This window comes from Burkholderia cepacia complex sp. TUM26381 (genome assembly GCF_057439935.1).
This window is the reverse complement of sequence record NZ_CM172006.1, coordinates 93,220-107,985: the sequence shown is the minus strand read 5'-3', so window position 1 is coordinate 107,985 and position 14,766 is coordinate 93,220. Positions and strand designations below refer to the sequence as shown.

The window sequence follows — 14,766 nt, the reverse complement described above, 5'->3', positions numbered from 1 at the left end:
ACCTGATTCTTTACTCGCGCAAAGGCGCAGTTGTCGTCCCGGGCGCGCGCTTAAACAGCGGCTGCGCCGCCGACGATCTCCGACAGTTCTTTCGTGATCGCGGCCTGACGGCTCTTGTTGTACACGAGCTGCAGTTCGCTGATCACCGTCTTCGCGTTGTCGGACGCGGCCTTCATCGCGACCATGCGCGCCGATTGCTCGGACGCCATGTTTTCCGCGACGGCCTGGTACACCAGCGCCTCGACGTAACGCACGAGCAGTTCGTCGACGACTGCCTGCGCGTCCGGCTCGTAGATGTAGTCCCACGACGTGGCCGGCGTACCGTCATCGGCTTCGAAGTGTTCCGACGACAGCGGCAACAGCTGCTCGATCACGGCTTCCTGCTTCATCGTGTTGACGAAGCGCGTGTAAGCGATATAAACCGCCGACAGCTTGCCTTCCGAGTACAGATCGAGCTGCGTCTTCACGGCGCCGATCAGCTTGTCCAGATGCGGGGTGTCGCCGAGGTGCACGACCTGCGACAGCACCTTCGCGCCGAAGCGGTTCAGGAACCCGAGGCCCTTGCTACCGATCGCGGTGGCTTCGACCTTCTGGCCCTTCTCTTCCAGCTCCTTGAACTTCTGAATCGTCGCACGCAGCACGTTGGTGTTCAAACCGCCGCACAGACCCTTGTCCGTCGTGACGAGAATGATGCCGGCCGTGTTCGCGCCGTCGTTTGCCACCATGAACGGGTGGCGGTACTCCGGGTTCGCACGGCTCATGTGCGCGGCGATGGCACGGACCTTGTCTGCATACGGACGAGCGGCGCGCATGCGTTCCTGCGCGCGACGCATCTTCGATGCGGCCACCATCTCCATCGCCTTCGTGATCTTGCGCGTGTTCTGCACGCTCTTGATCTTGCCGCGAATTTCCTTCATTCCAGCCATAGCTTGCTCCTTTGCGCCCCGAGTTAGCGCTTTAGCGCTTACTCGGGGCTCATGCATCGCTCACCGAAGCGGCGCGGACGCCTCAGCACCCGCGCGGCCTCAGTGTGTCACTCGCGGATCAATAGGCACCGGACTTCTTGAAGGATTCGATCGCCGAGCGCAGTGCGCCTTCGTCGTCCTTCGAGAGATCCTTGGTGTCTTCGATGCGCTTGATGAGGTCAGCGTGGCTGGTCTTCAGGTTTTCGCGCAGGCCCTTCTCGAACGACAGCACTTGCTTGACGTCGAGGTCGTCGAGGTAGCCGTTGTTCGCGGCGTACAGCGACACGGCCAGTTCCCAGACCTGCAGCGGCTGGTACTGCGGCTGCTTCAGCAGTTCCGTCACGCGGCGGCCGCGCTCGAGCTGCTTGCGGGTCGCTTCGTCGAGGTCCGATGCGAACTGCGCGAATGCGGCCAGTTCACGGTACTGCGCGAGGTCGGTACGGATACCGCCCGACAGCTTCTTCACGACCTTCGTCTGAGCGGCGCCACCGACTCGCGACACCGACACGCCGGCGTTGATTGCCGGGCGGATGCCTGCGTTGAACAGGTCGGTTTCCAGGAAGATCTGGCCGTCGGTAATCGAGATCACGTTCGTCGGAACGAACGCGGTCACGTCGCCAGCCTGCGTTTCGATGACCGGCAGTGCCGTCAGCGAACCGCTCTTGCCCTTCACTTCACCGTTCGTGAACTTCTCGACGTACTCTTCCGACACGCGAGCCGCACGCTCCAGCAGACGCGAGTGCAGATAGAACACGTCGCCCGGGTACGCTTCACGGCCCGGCGGGCGGCGCAGCAGCAGCGAGATCTGACGGTATGCCCAGGCTTGCTTGGTCAAGTCGTCATAAATGATCAGCGCGTCTTGGCCACGGTCGCGGAAGTATTCGCCCATCGTGCAGCCGGCGTACGGTGCGAGGTACTGCATCGCAGCCGAATCCGATGCCGAAGCAGCGACGACGATCGTGTATTCCATCGCGCCCGTTTCTTCGAGCTTGCGAACCACGTTCATGATCGACGAAGCCTTCTGGCCGATCGCGACGTAGATACAGATCAGGTCCTTGCCCTTCTGGTTGATGATCGCGTCGAGCGCCACTGCGGTCTTGCCGCACTGACGGTCGCCGATGATCAGCTCACGCTGGCCACGGCCGATCGGCACCATCGCGTCGATCGACTTGATGCCCGTCTGCACCGGCTGCGACACCGACTTACGCCAGATCACGCCCGGGGCGATCTTTTCGATCGCGTCGGTCAGCTTGGCGTTGACCGGGCCCTTGCCGTCGATCGGGTTGCCGAGCGCATCGACCACGCGGCCGACGAGTTCCGGACCAACCGGGACTTCGAGAATGCGGCCCGTCGTCTTGACGATGTCGCCTTCCGAGATGTGTTCGTATTCGCCGAGAATCACCGCGCCGACCGAGTCGCGCTCGAGGTTCAGCGCGAGACCGAACGTGTTGCCCGGAAACTCGAGCATTTCGCCCTGCATCACGTCCGACAGGCCGTGGATACGCACGATACCGTCGGTCACGGAGATCACGGTGCCCTGGTTGCGAACGTCTGCGCTCGCTTCAAGGCCCTGGATCCGGCTCTTGATCAGCTCGCTGATCTCAGAGGGATTGAGTTGCATTATTCGCTCCTGATAGTCAATTCTGTTGCGTGCCGGCGTGGCGCTCAGGCGGTCAAGGCAGCCTGCATCGATGCGAGGCGCGCGCGAACCGAGGTGTCGAGCACTTCGTCGCCGACCGTCACGCGCACGCCGCCGATCAGCGACGAATCGACTTCGACCGTCGGTTTCAGCTTGCGCTTGAACTTGCGTTCGAGGCCCGAGACGAGACTGTCGAGATCCGCGCCGTTCAGCGGGAACGCGCTCACGATCTCGGCGTCGGCTGCACCTTCACGTTCGTTCTTGAGCGCCTCGAACTGCTCGGCAATTTCCGGCAGCAGCGCGATGCGATGATTGTCGACCAGCATCTGCACGAAGTTCTTCGCTTCGGCGCCAGCCCCGAGCGGCGACTTCACCGCAGCAAGCAGCAACTCGGCTACTTGCGTGCGCGTCACCTTCGGGCTCGACGCGACCGACAGCACTTCCGGCAGACGCGCAACCTGGGCCAGCTCTTGCACGAGCGTGGACCAGGCGGCGATGTCACCGCCCTCGGCCACGCGGAACAGCGCTTCTGCGTAAGGGCGGGCGATGGTTGCAAGTTCGGCCATGATCAGAGCTCGGCTTTCAGTTGATTCAGCAGTTGGGCGTGGGCCGTTTGATCGACTTCGCGCTTCAGGATCTGCTCGGCGCCCTTCACGGCCAGCGAGGCGACTTCGCCACGCAGCGCTTCGCGCGCCTTCACGATTTGCTGTTCTGCTTCCGCCTTCGCCTGAGCGACGATGCGGGCGGCTTCAGCCTGGGCGTTGGCCTTGATTTCCTCGGCGACCGCCTGGGCACGCTTTTCGGCGTCGGCGATGCGCTGCTGGCCGTCATTGCGGGCCTGCGCGAGTTCCTGGTCCACGCGCTTGTGCGCTGCGTCGAGTTCCGCTTTGCCCTTCTCGGCGGCGGCGAGGCCGTCGGCGATCTTCTTCGAACGTTCGTCGAGGGCGTTGATCAACGGCGGCCACACGAATTTCATCGTGAACCACGCGAGGACCAGGAACACGACCATTTGCGCAAACAGAGTTGCGTTGAGATTCACGGTGTTTCCTTATCTGCTATTCCGGAAAAATGAAACGGTAAGGCGCTCATCGAGTTGCATTCGATCAGCGCCCCAAGTCTCCGTTCCGCCCTGCGCCGGCTTGCGCCGGACGCAAATTTCCGAGGAACCTTAGCCTGCGAGCTTCGACAGGAGCGGGTTCGCGAACGCGAACAGCATTGCGACACCAACGCCGATCAGGAATGCAGCGTCGATCAGACCAGCCAGCAGGAACATCTTCGTTTGCAGCGGGTTGATGAGTTCCGGCTGACGTGCGCAGGCTTCGATGTACTTGCCACCCATCAGCGCGATACCGATACAGGCGCCGATTGCACCCAGGCCGATGATGATGCCGATACCGATGGCGGTCAGACCCTGGATGTTGGCGATGTAAGCTTGCATGATCACTCCTTTGTGAAAAGACTTGGAACTGAGATTTAAAAAACTAAAACGGAAACTCTTTCTTGCACGCCGCGCTTAGTGCTTGTCGTGCGCTTGGCCGAGATACACCAGCGTCAGCATCATGAAAATGAATGCCTGCAACAGAACAATCAGGATGTGGAAGATTGCCCAGACGCTACCCGCGATCACATGACCAACGAAGCCGAGGAACGTTGCGTCGCCACCGAAGCTCCACATGCTGCCGAGCAGGGCGATCAACAGGAACAACAGCTCACCCGCGTACATGTTGCCGAACAGCCGCATACCGAGAGAGACGGTCTTCGCGAGATATTCGACAATGTTGAGCGCGAGGTTCGGGATCCACAGCAGCGGGTGTGCGCCGAACGGTGCCGACAGCAGCTCGTGCACGAAGCCGCCCGCACCCTTGATCTTGATGCTGTAGTAGATCATCAGGACGAACACGCCGAGCGCGATGCCGAGCGTGCCGTTCAGGTCGGCCGTCGGAACGATGCGATGGTGGGAAATCACGTCCGACAGACCGAGCAGGCCGATCACGCGGCCCGGCAGGTCGACCGGGAGAAAGTCGAGGGAGTTCATCAGCGCAACCCACACGAACACCGTGAGGGCGAGCGGCGCGATGAAGGTACGATTGCCGTGGACGATGGCCTTCGACTGGTCTTCGACCATTTCGACGAGCATCTCGATTGCGCACTGGAAACGGCCCGGCACGCCCGACGTCGCCTTGCGGGCGGCCAGACGCAGCACGAGGATCGTCACGATGCCGCATACGATCGACCAGAACAGCGTGTCGAGATTCCAGACGTGGATGTCGAAAATCGACGTCTGATGCGAGGTGGAGAAATTCTGCAAGTGGTGCGCAATGTACTCGGACGGATCCGGACCGCGCGTGCCTTCGCTAGCTGCCATATCGTTAATGCCACCCAAATTGTCGAAAATCGTTTTGCCTGTTCCGCAACACGCTATTGCGGGAACGGGCCGGTGCGGTTCGTTGTCGAAACCGCACGCTGCTTGTTCTTTACCGCCAGGCCAGCGCGATCCAGTACGTCTTCAGCACGACGAGGTACGTGACGAGGAACGGCACCCAGTGCACGCCGGCCCAGCCGAACGCCACTGCGGTGAACATCCCGATCGTCAGAGCGAGTTTCAGGGCTTCGCCCATCACCCAGCTCATCACGGTGGCCGAGCCACCTGCCTTCAGTCGTGCCACGAATACCGCACTGGGCACCCAGCCAATCGCTCCGCCCAGAAACGCGGATTGCGCAGCGGCGCCCGGCGACTTCGAAAACAGCCACCACGCCAGCGTTGCAACCAGGGACAGGGCCACTTGCGCGAACACCACCTTGTAGGGGGTCACGCGCGAGGGCTTGCTCACGTTCGGACCGAACAGCCTCTCGGCTTCCGTCCGTGTAAGCGGAACGATGTTGTTATCTTGCTGCTCGACATCCCAGTCGTCGGATTCGCGCCACTCGCCGGCCGCCGAAGCGGGGCGTTGCGTGCGCTGATCATCGTGCCTGTCGTCCGGCGCCTGACCCGCCATCGCAATCTTCCGCAAAGTCCTTGAACCCGACCCCAAGCTTTCTGAAAGCTTTCAGGGGTGCCTAGCTAACAAATCCGGGCGATTGTAAGCGATAGTTGCAAGTGATTCAAGGCTTTAGACGCGACAAAAACCTGCGTAAAACGACGCCTCATCATGTGAAAAAACGCCCGATTCGACGACGTACGACGACAGTTGTAAGGTCGGTTTCTTGCACCGGTATTTCTTGCACGAAAAAAGTCCGGCGATGGGGAAATGGCGGGGAAACGATGCCCGATACGGGCCCGCAAGAGCCGGCACGATCGCTGCGGGGAACGTGCAGTGAAACAGTCGCCCGGAATGACTCGGCGCGACGGCCCGGAACACACGAAACGCTGTGGCCGGTCGACCGCGCGCCACGCGCGAATTTCGACCGGATGCTCGTGCATCGATACGTCCAATCAGTTGTCGCGCCGCCACAGAAGTTCGACTGTGGGTTGCGGGACTTATCAACAACCCCTAACCACCCCGAACGCTGTGCGCCCTGCCCGCCAATCCGGCGGTACGCCTGTGCCGCACGCACCGGCCTCGCTCAACCGTGCGCGAGCAGCCACGCGCCGAGCGCCCCGCTCGCGAGCGCGAACGGAATCGACACCAGATGAAACGGCAGCCACATGCGCGGCTCCTTCGCGAGACGCACCGCGATCAGGTTCGCGAGCGAGCCGATCGCGAAACCGAAGCCGCCGACCGATACGCCGAATGCCAGCGCACGCCAGTCGTGCGTGAATTCCGACAGCAGGATCGCGGCCGGCACATTGCTGATCGCCTGTGACAGTAGCGCGCCGGCGGCATAGACGCGCAGCGGCGAATCGAGTTGCGCATTCGCAATCGTGTCGTGCACGACGGGCAGCGCAGCCGCGGTGCGCAGCACGACGAACATCAGTACGAAGATCAGCAACAGCAGCCAGTCGATCTTTAGGACTGCGTTACGTTTGACGGCGAGCAGCACGATGGCGACGCCGACGAGGCCCGGCAGCGGATGGTGCGCATCCGCGAGCAGCACGAACGCGGCGAACAGTACCGCCGCGATCAGCGCATGCATGCGCTGTACGGGCAATGCGACGGCATCGCCGGACAGGTCGAGCGGCTTCGCGCGAAACAGGCATGCGGTCAGCACGAGCAGCAACGCCATCAGCGCAAGCGCGAGCGGCCCGAGCGTGACCACGAAGCGGCCGAACGACACGCCGCTCAATTGCCACAGGAAAAGATTCTGGGGATTGCCGAGCGGTGTCGCGACGGACCCCGCGTTGACGGCCAGCGCGACGACGATCACGAGGCGCCGGAACGGCAACGGTGTCAGAGCACGCAGCGACACCATCAACGGCACGACGACGAACAGCGCGACGTCGTTGGTGAGCCACATCGACAGCACCGCGGCGAACCCGACCAGCAGCATCGCGAGCCCGCGTTCGGAATGCACGTGATGGACGATACGGTGGGCGAGCCACATCAGGCAGCCGGACAACTCGAGCGCCTTGGTCAGCATCAGCAGGCCCGCGAGCGTCGCGACGGTCTGCCAGTCGACGCGACCGGCGAGTATCGCAAATGGTTGCGGACGCACCCACTGCAGTACGATCAGGCCAAGCGCAAGCACCGACAGAACCGGTTCCTGCGCAAGCCATCCGAGCCAACGGCGCGGCGCAGGTGCGCCCGTCTCCTCCATCGGCAGCCTGTTACTCTTCGGTCGCGACGTTGCCGCGCAGCCGCACGAGGATGCCCTCGAGCGCGTCGAGGTTGCCGAAGTCGATCAACACCTGCCCGCGCCCACGGCGGCCGAGCTTGATCTTCACCGTCGACGCGAGCAGGTCGGACAACTCCTCCTCGAGACGGCGCGTATCGCGGCCGCCATCGTCTTTCGCGCGCGCCTTCACGGCCGGCGCTTCCTTCGTCGTATGCGACACCAGCTTCTCGGTCTCGCGTACCGACATGCGCTTGTTGACGACCTGATGCGCGAGCGTGATCTGCGTCGCCGCATCGACGGCGAGCAGCGCGCGCGCGTGCCCCATGTCGAGATCGCCGGCCAGCAGCATCGTCTGCACCGGCGACGCGAGGTTCAGCAGACGCAGCAGGTTCGACACTGCACTGCGCGAACGGCCGACCGATTCAGCCGCCTGTTCGTGCGTGAAACCGAACTCGTCGAGCAGACGCTGGATACCGTGCGCTTCTTCAAGCGGATTCAGATCCTCGCGCTGGATGTTCTCGATCAGCGCCATTGCGGCGGCAGCCTGATCGGACACGTCCTTCACGAGTACCGGCACTTCATCGAGGCCGGCCAGGCGCGCCGCGCGGAAACGCCGCTCACCCGCGATGATCTCGTATTTGTCTGACGAAATGGGCCGTACCAGGATCGGCTGCATCACGCCCTGTGCGCGGATGCTTGCCGCGAGCTCCTGCAGGCTGCCCTCGTCCATCCGCGTCCGCGGCTGGTACTTGCCGGCCTGCAGTTTGCCGAGCGCGAGCGTGTTCGGCGCCCCTTCGATCTTCACCGCTTCGGTGATATCGGCACTGCCGCCGAGCAGCGCTTCGAGGCCACGTCCCAAGCCCTTCTTCTTTGGTACCGCGTTCATGTCTTTCTTCCTCGCTTCGCTCATGTCCGGATCACGACACCTCGAACGCGCGCACGCGTTCGATCATCTCGGCACCGAACTGGAGATAGGCCTGCGCACCGCGCGAGCTGCGGTCGAACACGACGCCCGGCAACCCGTAGCTCGGCGCTTCCGCCAGGCGCACGTTGCGCGGAATCACCGCGTCGAACACCTTGTCGCCGAAGTGCGCTTTCAGTTGATCGGAAACTTGCTGCTGCAGCGTGATGCGCGGATCGAACATCACGCGCAGCAAGCCGATGATCTTCAGGTCGCGGTTCATGTTCGCGTGAACCTGCTTGATCGTGTTGACGAGGTCCGACAACCCTTCCAGCGCGAAGTACTCGCACTGCATCGGGATCACGACACCATGCGCCGCGCACAGCCCGTTCAGCGTCAGCAGCGACAGCGTCGGCGGGCAATCGATCAGCACGAAATCGTAGTCGTCGGCCACGTGCTCGAGCGCGGCCTTCAGCCGGCGTTCGCGGTTGTCGATGCTGATCAGTTCGATCTCGGCACCGGACAGCTCGCGGTTCGCAGGCAGCACGTCATAGGTGACGCCGTCCGGGCGGATGCGCGCGTCGGTCACCGACACACCGTCCACCAGCACTTCGTACACGGTCGCTTCGCAGGAGGCCTTGTCGATCCCGCTGCCCATCGTCGCATTGCCCTGCGGGTCGAGATCGATCAGCAGGACTCGTTGCTCCTGCGCTGCAAGGCTTGCGGCGAGATTGACCGATGTCGTCGTCTTGCCGACGCCCCCCTTCTGGTTCGCAACGCAGAAGATCTTTGCCATCGTTGGTGTGTTCCCTTTACCTTCAAACAAACGGCACGCTACCGCGTGCCTTCAAATCGCGTCGTCGACGGCCACTTCGAACAGATGCCGTTCGGCATCGAGCAGCGGCACCGCCAGCCGTATCGTCTGCTTCACGCGGCTGCCTTCCGGCAAGCGCGCAATTTCGTCATCCGGGTGGACGCCCTTCATTGCCCAGATCGATCCGCCCGGCGCAACCAGATGTCGAGCAAGTTTAACGAAGTCGGATAGATCCGCGAAAGCGCGGGATACGATCATGTCGAATTTTTCCGGCACTTCGACACCCGGCTGCAGCGATTCGACTCGGCCGGTGACCACCGACAGGTTCGCCAGCTTCAGCTCCGCACGCATCTGCGTCTGGAATGCAGACTTCTTCTGCACGATATCGTTCAGCGTGACCTGCCAGTCCGGCTCGACGATTGCCAGCACGATACCGGGCAGCCCGCCGCCCGAGCCGACGTCGAGCACGCGTGCCGATGCACGGCCGCGCAGATGCGGGACGATCGAAAGCGAATCGAGGATGTGCTGGATCAACATCTGCTTCGGGTCGCGGATCGCGGTCAGGTTGTAGACTGCGTTCCACTTGCCGAGCAGCGCGACGTAGTCGAGCAGCTGGTTGCGTTGTGCATCCGTCAGCGTGAGGCTAAGCGCCGTCGTACCTTCGACGAGCATCTGTTCCAGTACGTCCCGATTAACCGCCGGCGCGCGACGCGCCGTCATTGTTGCGTCGGGACGGTACCGTCCCCCTGCTCCGTTGCCTCGGCGGCCGTGCCGTTACGACGGCCGAGGCCGCGGCGCTTCAGGTGCACCATCAACAGCGAGATCGCCGCCGGCGTGACGCCCGAGATGCGCGACGCCTGCCCGATCGTTTCCGGCCGGAACTCGTTCAGCTTCTGGCTCACTTCGAACGACAGCCCACGCACTTCGCGGTAATCGATGCCATCCGGCAAACGCGTGTTTTCGTTCGCGTCGTTGCGTTCGATCTCGGATGCCTGGCGCTCGATATAGCCCTGATACTTGATGCCGATCTCGACCTGCTCCTTGATCTGCTCGAGCAGCACCGGATCGTCGGCCAGCGGCTCCGCAGGGCCGCATTCGCCACCCTTCAGGCCGCACACGCCGTCGTAGCTGATGCCCGGGCGGCGCAGCAGTTCGGCGAGGCTGTATTCGTGATCGATCGCCTTGCCCAGCAGCGCAGTCGCCTCTTCCGGCGGCAGCGTCTTCGGCGTGACCCACGTCGACTTCAGGCGTTCGGTTTCACGTGAAACAGCGTCGCGCTTCCGGCTGAATGCATCCCAGCGGGCGTCGTCGACGAGACCCAGTTCGCGGCCGACCTCGGTCAGACGCATGTCGGCATTATCTTCACGCAGGCTCAGCCGATATTCGGCGCGGCTCGTGAACATCCGGTACGGCTCGGCCACACCGCGCGTCACGAGATCGTCGACCAGCACGCCCAGGTAAGCCTGGTCACGGCGCGGGCACCATGCGTCCTTCTCCTGCACGTAGCGGCCTGCATTCAGGCCAGCCAGCAGGCCCTGTGCGGCCGCCTCTTCGTAGCCGGTCGTGCCGTTGATCTGGCCCGCAAAGAACAGCCCGTTGATCGCCTTCGTCTCGAGCGACGCCTTCAGCGCGCGCGGGTCGAAGTAGTCGTACTCGATCGCGTAGCCGGGGCGAAGGATGTGCGCGTTCTCGAGGCCGCGCATCGAGTGCACGAGATCGAGCTGGACGTCGAACGGCAGGCTCGTCGAGATTCCGTTCGGGTAGAACTCGTTGGTCGTCAGCCCTTCCGGCTCGAGGAAGATCTGGTGCGATTCCTTCGATGCGAACCGGTGGATCTTGTCCTCGATCGACGGGCAATAGCGCGGGCCAACGCCTTCGATCACGCCTGTATACATAGGCGAACGGTCGAGACCGCCGCGAATGATGTCGTGCGTGCGCTCGTTCGTGTGCGTGACCCAGCACGGCAGTTGCTGCGGATGCTGCTCCGCGCGGCCCAGGAACGAGAACACGGGGATCGGATCGAGGTCGCCCGGCTGCTCGTCGAGCTTCGAGAAATCGATCGTCCGGCCGTCGATACGCGGCGGCGTACCGGTCTTCAGGCGGCCCTGCGGCAGCTTCAGCTCCTTCAGGCGTGACGACAGCGACACGGCCGCCGGATCGCCCGCACGGCCGCCCGTGTAGTTGTTCAGGCCCACGTGGATCTTGCCGTCGAGGAACGTGCCGGCGGTCAGCACGACTGCACGGGAGCGGAAACGGATGCCGATCTGCGTGACGGCGCCCACCACGCGGTCGCCTTCGACCATCAGGTCATCGACGGCCTGCTGGAACAGCCACAGGTTCGGCTGGTTCTCGAGCCGGTGGCGGATCGCCGCCTTGTACAGGATGCGGTCAGCCTGCGCGCGCGTCGCCCGCACGGCCGGGCCCTTCGACGAATTGAGGATCCGGAACTGAATGCCGCTCTCGTCCGTCGCGGCGGCCATTGCGCCGCCCAGCGCGTCGACTTCCTTGACCAGATGGCCCTTGCCAATGCCGCCGATCGACGGATTGCAGCTCATCTGCCCGAGCGTTTCGATGTTGTGGGTCAGCAGCAGCGTCTTCGCGCCCATACGGGCGGACGCCAGCGCGGCTTCCGTGCCGGCATGACCGCCACCGACGACGATGACGTCAAATTCTGTGGGAAAAAGCATGGTGGATTCCGCACGCAGAGCTGCGCACGAACCTATCAGAGAAATGTATGGGCCGAATTATAGCGGGTTCGCTTTTCACCCGAATGCCGTCCGAATGGTAGGGTCTGTGCATTTCGTCGATTTTTGGCTGTGAACAGGTGAATCCAGGGTGTCGGACCCGCTCTGGCAATGGCTGTGGACGGTACACCGTACATCGTTGTGTCCGTGCAAAAACTTGGCCACGACGAGCACATAACCCGATCGATATCTGTGACCCTCGAGACAAAACAGACGCGGCACGCTGTGCCCACCCTCCTCCTCACAGCATTTCTGCCGGTTGCCCCAATACTTGTCCACTGCGGTTCCACGCATCGCCGGTCTGTGGAGCGAACCGCCCCTGCACAGAACTTGAGACTATTCCCCCGGCACTTATCCCCAGACCGCGTGCCATCGAAACCTCGCCCACAAACAAAAACGGCGTGTTTCACGTGAAACACGCCGCCCGTTTCCCGCCAACTACCCAAGCCATCAAGCCGTCTTCTTCGCCAACCCCAGGTACGTTTCGATCACACGCGGGTTCTGCGCAAGCTCGGCAGCCGGCCCTTCCAGCGCAAACTCACCGGTCTCCAGCACATAACCGTAGTCCGAGATCTGCAATGCCGCCCGCGCGTTCTGCTCGATCAGCAGCGTCGCCACGCCCGTCCCGCGCAACGCGCTGATGATATGAAAAATCTCCTTCACGATCAGCGGCGCCAGCCCGAGGCTCGGTTCGTCGAGCATCAGCAGATCGGGCTTGCCCATCAGCGCACGGCCGACCGCGAGCATCTGCCGCTCGCCGCCGGACAGCGTGCCGGCTGCCTGCTTGCGGCGCTCCTTCAGCCGCGGGAACAGCGCGAACACGTGATCGAGCTGGTCGAGGAAGTTCGATTCGCCAGCCTGCTTGCGGCGATACGCACCCAGCACGAGGTTGTCCTCGACCGTCATCGTGCTGAACAGCTCACGCTTTTCCGGCACGAGGCACATCCCGCGCGCGACACGCTGCTCGACCGGCAACGCGCCGACGTCGTTGCCGCGATACACGACCGCGCCCGACGCATGCCCTGTTACCGGCAATGCACCCATGATCGCGTTCAGCAGCGTCGACTTGCCGGCGCCGTTCGGGCCGATCACGCTGACAATCTGCCCCGCACCGACCTTGATCGCCGCGCCGTGCAGCGCCTCCACCTTCCCGTACCGGACCGCCAGCCCGCGCACTTCGAGAATCGGCATCGTCGTGTCCGTCATCACTCCACCCCGCCCAGATACGCTTCGAGCACCGCCGGGTCCTGCTGCACATCCTGCGGCAGCCCTTCCGCGATCCGCGTGCCGAACTCCATCACCACCAGCCGGTCGGTGAGATTCATCACGAAATCCATGTCATGTTCCACGAGCAACACGCTCATGCCTTCGGCCTTCAACCGTCGCAGCAGGTCGGCGAGTTGCTGCTTCTCCTGGTAGCGCAGCCCGGCCGCCGGTTCGTCGAGCAGCAGCAGCGTCGGATCGCAGCACAGCGCGCGTGCGATTTCGAGAATCCGCTGCTGGCCGAGCGCGAGGCTGCCCGCTTCGTCGTACATGTGCTTCTCGAGCCCCACACGGCGGATCTGGCGTGCGGCTTCAGCCAGCAGCTGCGCTTCCTCATGCGCATTGAGCCGCGCGATGCTGCGCCACACGCCCGTATGGCCGCGCAGATGCGCACCGATCGCGACGTTCTCGAGCACCGTCATCGCCGGCAGCAACTTCACGTGCTGGAACGTACGGCCGATACCGCGGCGAACGATCTGGCGCGACGTGAGCCCGTCGATACGCTCGCCACGGAACGTGATCGTGCCGCCCGTCGGCTTCAGCACGCCCGTCACGAGGTTGAACGTGGTCGACTTGCCAGCGCCGTTCGGACCGATCAGTCCGATGATCTGCCCCGCTTTCACGTCGAAGCTGACGTCGTTGACGGCGACGAGCCCGCCGAACTGCTTGCGTGCGTTGTCGACGACGAGCAACGGCTCGCCGGCCGCCGGCTTCGCACGCTGCGGCAGCGGATCGGCCTGCTCGGGCACGTGTGCACGCGGCCCGCGCGGGAACAGCCTCGCAACGAACGGCCACACGCCCTGGCGCGCGTACTGCAGCAGCAGCACCATCAGCACGCCGAACACGATGATCTCGAAGTTGCCTTCCGAACCGAGCAGCTTCGGCAGCAGCGTCTGCAGGTAGTCCTGCAGCACGGTGAGAATCGCCGCGCCGAGCACCGCGCCCCACACGTGCGACACGCCACCCACCACGGCCATGAACAGGAATTCGATCCCGTGGTTCAGGCCGAACGGGGTCGGGTTCACCGCACGCTGCAAGTGCGCGTACAGGAAGCCCGACACGGCAGCCAGCACCGCTGCGTAGACGAAGATCACCACGCGCATCCACGCGGTGTTCACGCCCATCGCCTCGGCCATCACGCCGCCGCCGCGCAGTGCGCGGATCGCGCGCCCCGGGCGGCTGTTCAGCAGGTTCTGCACCGACACGATCGCGGCCAGCACCACGGCCCAGATCAGGAAGTACAGGCTGCGGCCGCTTTCGAGCGTGATGCCGAACAGGTTCAGCGCCGGAATCCCGTTGATCCCGTCGTACTTGCCGAGCAGTTCGAGGTTGCCGAACAGGTAGAACAACGCGAGGCCCCACGCGATCGTGCCGAGCGGCAGGAAGTGCCCGGACAGCCGCATCGTGACCGCGCCCAGCACGAGCGCGACGAGCGCCGTCAGCACGACGCCGACGATCAGCGCGAGCCACGGCGACACGCCATAGCGCGTCGTCAGGAACGCGGTTGCATACGCGCCGATACCGACGAACGCGGCCTGCCCGAAGCTCGTCATCCCGCCGACGCCCGTCAGCAGCACGAGCCCGATCGCGACGATCGCATAGAGGCCGATGTAGTTCAGCAGCGTGATCCAGTACTCGGGCACCTGCAGCGCGCCGGGCAGTACCGGCAACGCGAACAGCACCACGAGAAACACCCAGAAGGTCTTGTTGCGTACCATCGTCTTCAT

The 14,766-nt window shown here is 63.5% G+C and carries 14 protein-coding genes; all 14 read right to left on the bottom strand.

Annotation, left to right across the window (positions count from 1 at the left end):
* Window positions 1–50 precede the first annotated feature (50 nt).
* The gene (atpG, locus tag ACWMMN_RS00505; RefSeq protein ID WP_059232795.1) at window positions 51–926 is read right to left on the bottom strand and encodes a F0F1 ATP synthase subunit gamma; all 876 of its coding nucleotides are present in this window, start codon (window positions 924–926) and stop codon (window positions 51–53) included.
* 118 nt (window positions 927–1,044) lie between these two features.
* Window positions 1,045–2,586: a F0F1 ATP synthase subunit alpha gene (atpA, locus tag ACWMMN_RS00500; protein WP_021160444.1), complete on the bottom strand. Its 1,542-nt coding sequence runs from the start codon at window positions 2,584–2,586 to the stop codon at window positions 1,045–1,047.
* A gap of 44 nt (window positions 2,587–2,630) precedes the next feature.
* The gene (locus ACWMMN_RS00495) at window positions 2,631–3,170 is read right to left on the bottom strand and encodes a F0F1 ATP synthase subunit delta (protein WP_059232796.1); all 540 of its coding nucleotides are present in this window, start codon (window positions 3,168–3,170) and stop codon (window positions 2,631–2,633) included.
* 2 nt (window positions 3,171–3,172) lie between these two features.
* Window positions 3,173–3,643 (bottom strand): F0F1 ATP synthase subunit B, encoded by a 471-nt coding sequence (locus ACWMMN_RS00490; RefSeq protein ID WP_006751767.1) that lies wholly within the window; start codon window positions 3,641–3,643, stop codon window positions 3,173–3,175.
* Between the two features lie 129 nt (window positions 3,644–3,772).
* Window positions 3,773–4,042, bottom strand: a complete 270-nt coding sequence (atpE, locus tag ACWMMN_RS00485; protein ID WP_006482730.1) for a F0F1 ATP synthase subunit C — start codon at window positions 4,040–4,042, stop codon at window positions 3,773–3,775.
* A 75-nt stretch (window positions 4,043–4,117) separates the two neighbouring features.
* Window positions 4,118–4,969: a F0F1 ATP synthase subunit A gene (gene atpB / locus ACWMMN_RS00480; protein ID WP_011350522.1), complete on the bottom strand. Its 852-nt coding sequence runs from the start codon at window positions 4,967–4,969 to the stop codon at window positions 4,118–4,120.
* A 109-nt stretch (window positions 4,970–5,078) separates the two neighbouring features.
* A complete protein-coding gene (locus ACWMMN_RS00475) occupies window positions 5,079–5,600 on the bottom strand; it encodes an ATP synthase subunit I (protein ID WP_059236535.1) in 522 nt (173 codons plus the stop codon).
* Between the two features lie 568 nt (window positions 5,601–6,168).
* Window positions 6,169–7,299, bottom strand: coding sequence for an SLC13 family permease (locus ACWMMN_RS00470; RefSeq protein WP_059232797.1), 1,131 nt, complete (start codon window positions 7,297–7,299; stop codon window positions 6,169–6,171).
* 10 nt (window positions 7,300–7,309) lie between these two features.
* The gene (locus tag ACWMMN_RS00465; RefSeq protein ID WP_059236537.1) at window positions 7,310–8,203 is read right to left on the bottom strand and encodes a ParB/RepB/Spo0J family partition protein; all 894 of its coding nucleotides are present in this window, start codon (window positions 8,201–8,203) and stop codon (window positions 7,310–7,312) included.
* A 31-nt stretch (window positions 8,204–8,234) separates the two neighbouring features.
* Window positions 8,235–9,014: a ParA family protein gene (locus ACWMMN_RS00460; protein ID WP_059232798.1), complete on the bottom strand. Its 780-nt coding sequence runs from the start codon at window positions 9,012–9,014 to the stop codon at window positions 8,235–8,237.
* A 51-nt stretch (window positions 9,015–9,065) separates the two neighbouring features.
* On the bottom strand, window positions 9,066–9,752 hold the full coding sequence (gene rsmG, locus ACWMMN_RS00455) for a 16S rRNA (guanine(527)-N(7))-methyltransferase RsmG (RefSeq protein ID WP_486422882.1): 687 nt from the start codon (window positions 9,750–9,752) through the stop codon (window positions 9,066–9,068).
* Entirely contained in the window at window positions 9,749–11,719 is a 1,971-nt protein-coding gene (gene mnmG, locus ACWMMN_RS00450; protein ID WP_340623681.1) for a tRNA uridine-5-carboxymethylaminomethyl(34) synthesis enzyme MnmG, read from the bottom strand. The genes rsmG and mnmG overlap by 4 nt, the downstream gene beginning before the upstream one ends.
* 507 nt (window positions 11,720–12,226) lie before the next feature.
* Window positions 12,227–12,982: an ABC transporter ATP-binding protein gene (locus ACWMMN_RS00445; protein WP_096472134.1), complete on the bottom strand. Its 756-nt coding sequence runs from the start codon at window positions 12,980–12,982 to the stop codon at window positions 12,227–12,229.
* Window positions 12,982–14,766, bottom strand: coding sequence for a branched-chain amino acid ABC transporter ATP-binding protein/permease (locus tag ACWMMN_RS00440; protein WP_174993437.1), 1,785 nt, complete (start codon window positions 14,764–14,766; stop codon window positions 12,982–12,984). The genes ACWMMN_RS00445 and ACWMMN_RS00440 overlap by 1 nt, the downstream gene beginning before the upstream one ends.

Bases quoted from the DNA above. Each gene is read 5' to 3' on its own strand.
- atpG (WP_059232795.1), bottom strand. From the start codon at position 926: ATGGCTGGAATGAAGGAAATTCGCGGCAAGATCAAGAGCGTGCAGAAC.
- atpA (WP_021160444.1), bottom strand. From the start codon at position 2,586: ATGCAACTCAATCCCTCTGAGATCAGCGAGCTGATCAAGAGCCGGATC.
- ACWMMN_RS00495 (WP_059232796.1), bottom strand. From the start codon at position 3,170: ATGGCCGAACTTGCAACCATCGCCCGCCCTTACGCAGAAGCGCTGTTC.
- atpE (WP_006482730.1), bottom strand. From the start codon at position 4,042: ATGCAAGCTTACATCGCCAACATCCAGGGTCTGACCGCCATCGGTATC.
- atpB (WP_011350522.1), bottom strand. From the start codon at position 4,969: ATGGCAGCTAGCGAAGGCACGCGCGGTCCGGATCCGTCCGAGTACATT.
- ACWMMN_RS00475 (WP_059236535.1), bottom strand. From the start codon at position 5,600: ATGGCGGGTCAGGCGCCGGACGACAGGCACGATGATCAGCGCACGCAA.
- ACWMMN_RS00470 (WP_059232797.1), bottom strand. From the start codon at position 7,299: ATGGAGGAGACGGGCGCACCTGCGCCGCGCCGTTGGCTCGGATGGCTT.
- ACWMMN_RS00465 (WP_059236537.1), bottom strand. From the start codon at position 8,203: ATGAACGCGGTACCAAAGAAGAAGGGCTTGGGACGTGGCCTCGAAGCG.
- ACWMMN_RS00460 (WP_059232798.1), bottom strand. From the start codon at position 9,014: ATGGCAAAGATCTTCTGCGTTGCGAACCAGAAGGGGGGCGTCGGCAAG.
- rsmG (WP_486422882.1), bottom strand. From the start codon at position 9,752: ATGACGGCGCGTCGCGCGCCGGCGGTTAATCGGGACGTACTGGAACAG.
- mnmG (WP_340623681.1), bottom strand. From the start codon at position 11,719: ATGCTTTTTCCCACAGAATTTGACGTCATCGTCGTCGGTGGCGGTCAT.
- ACWMMN_RS00445 (WP_096472134.1), bottom strand. From the start codon at position 12,982: ATGACGGACACGACGATGCCGATTCTCGAAGTGCGCGGGCTGGCGGTC.
- ACWMMN_RS00440 (WP_174993437.1), bottom strand. From the start codon at position 14,766: ATGAAGACGATGGTACGCAACAAGACCTTCTGGGTGTTTCTCGTGGTG.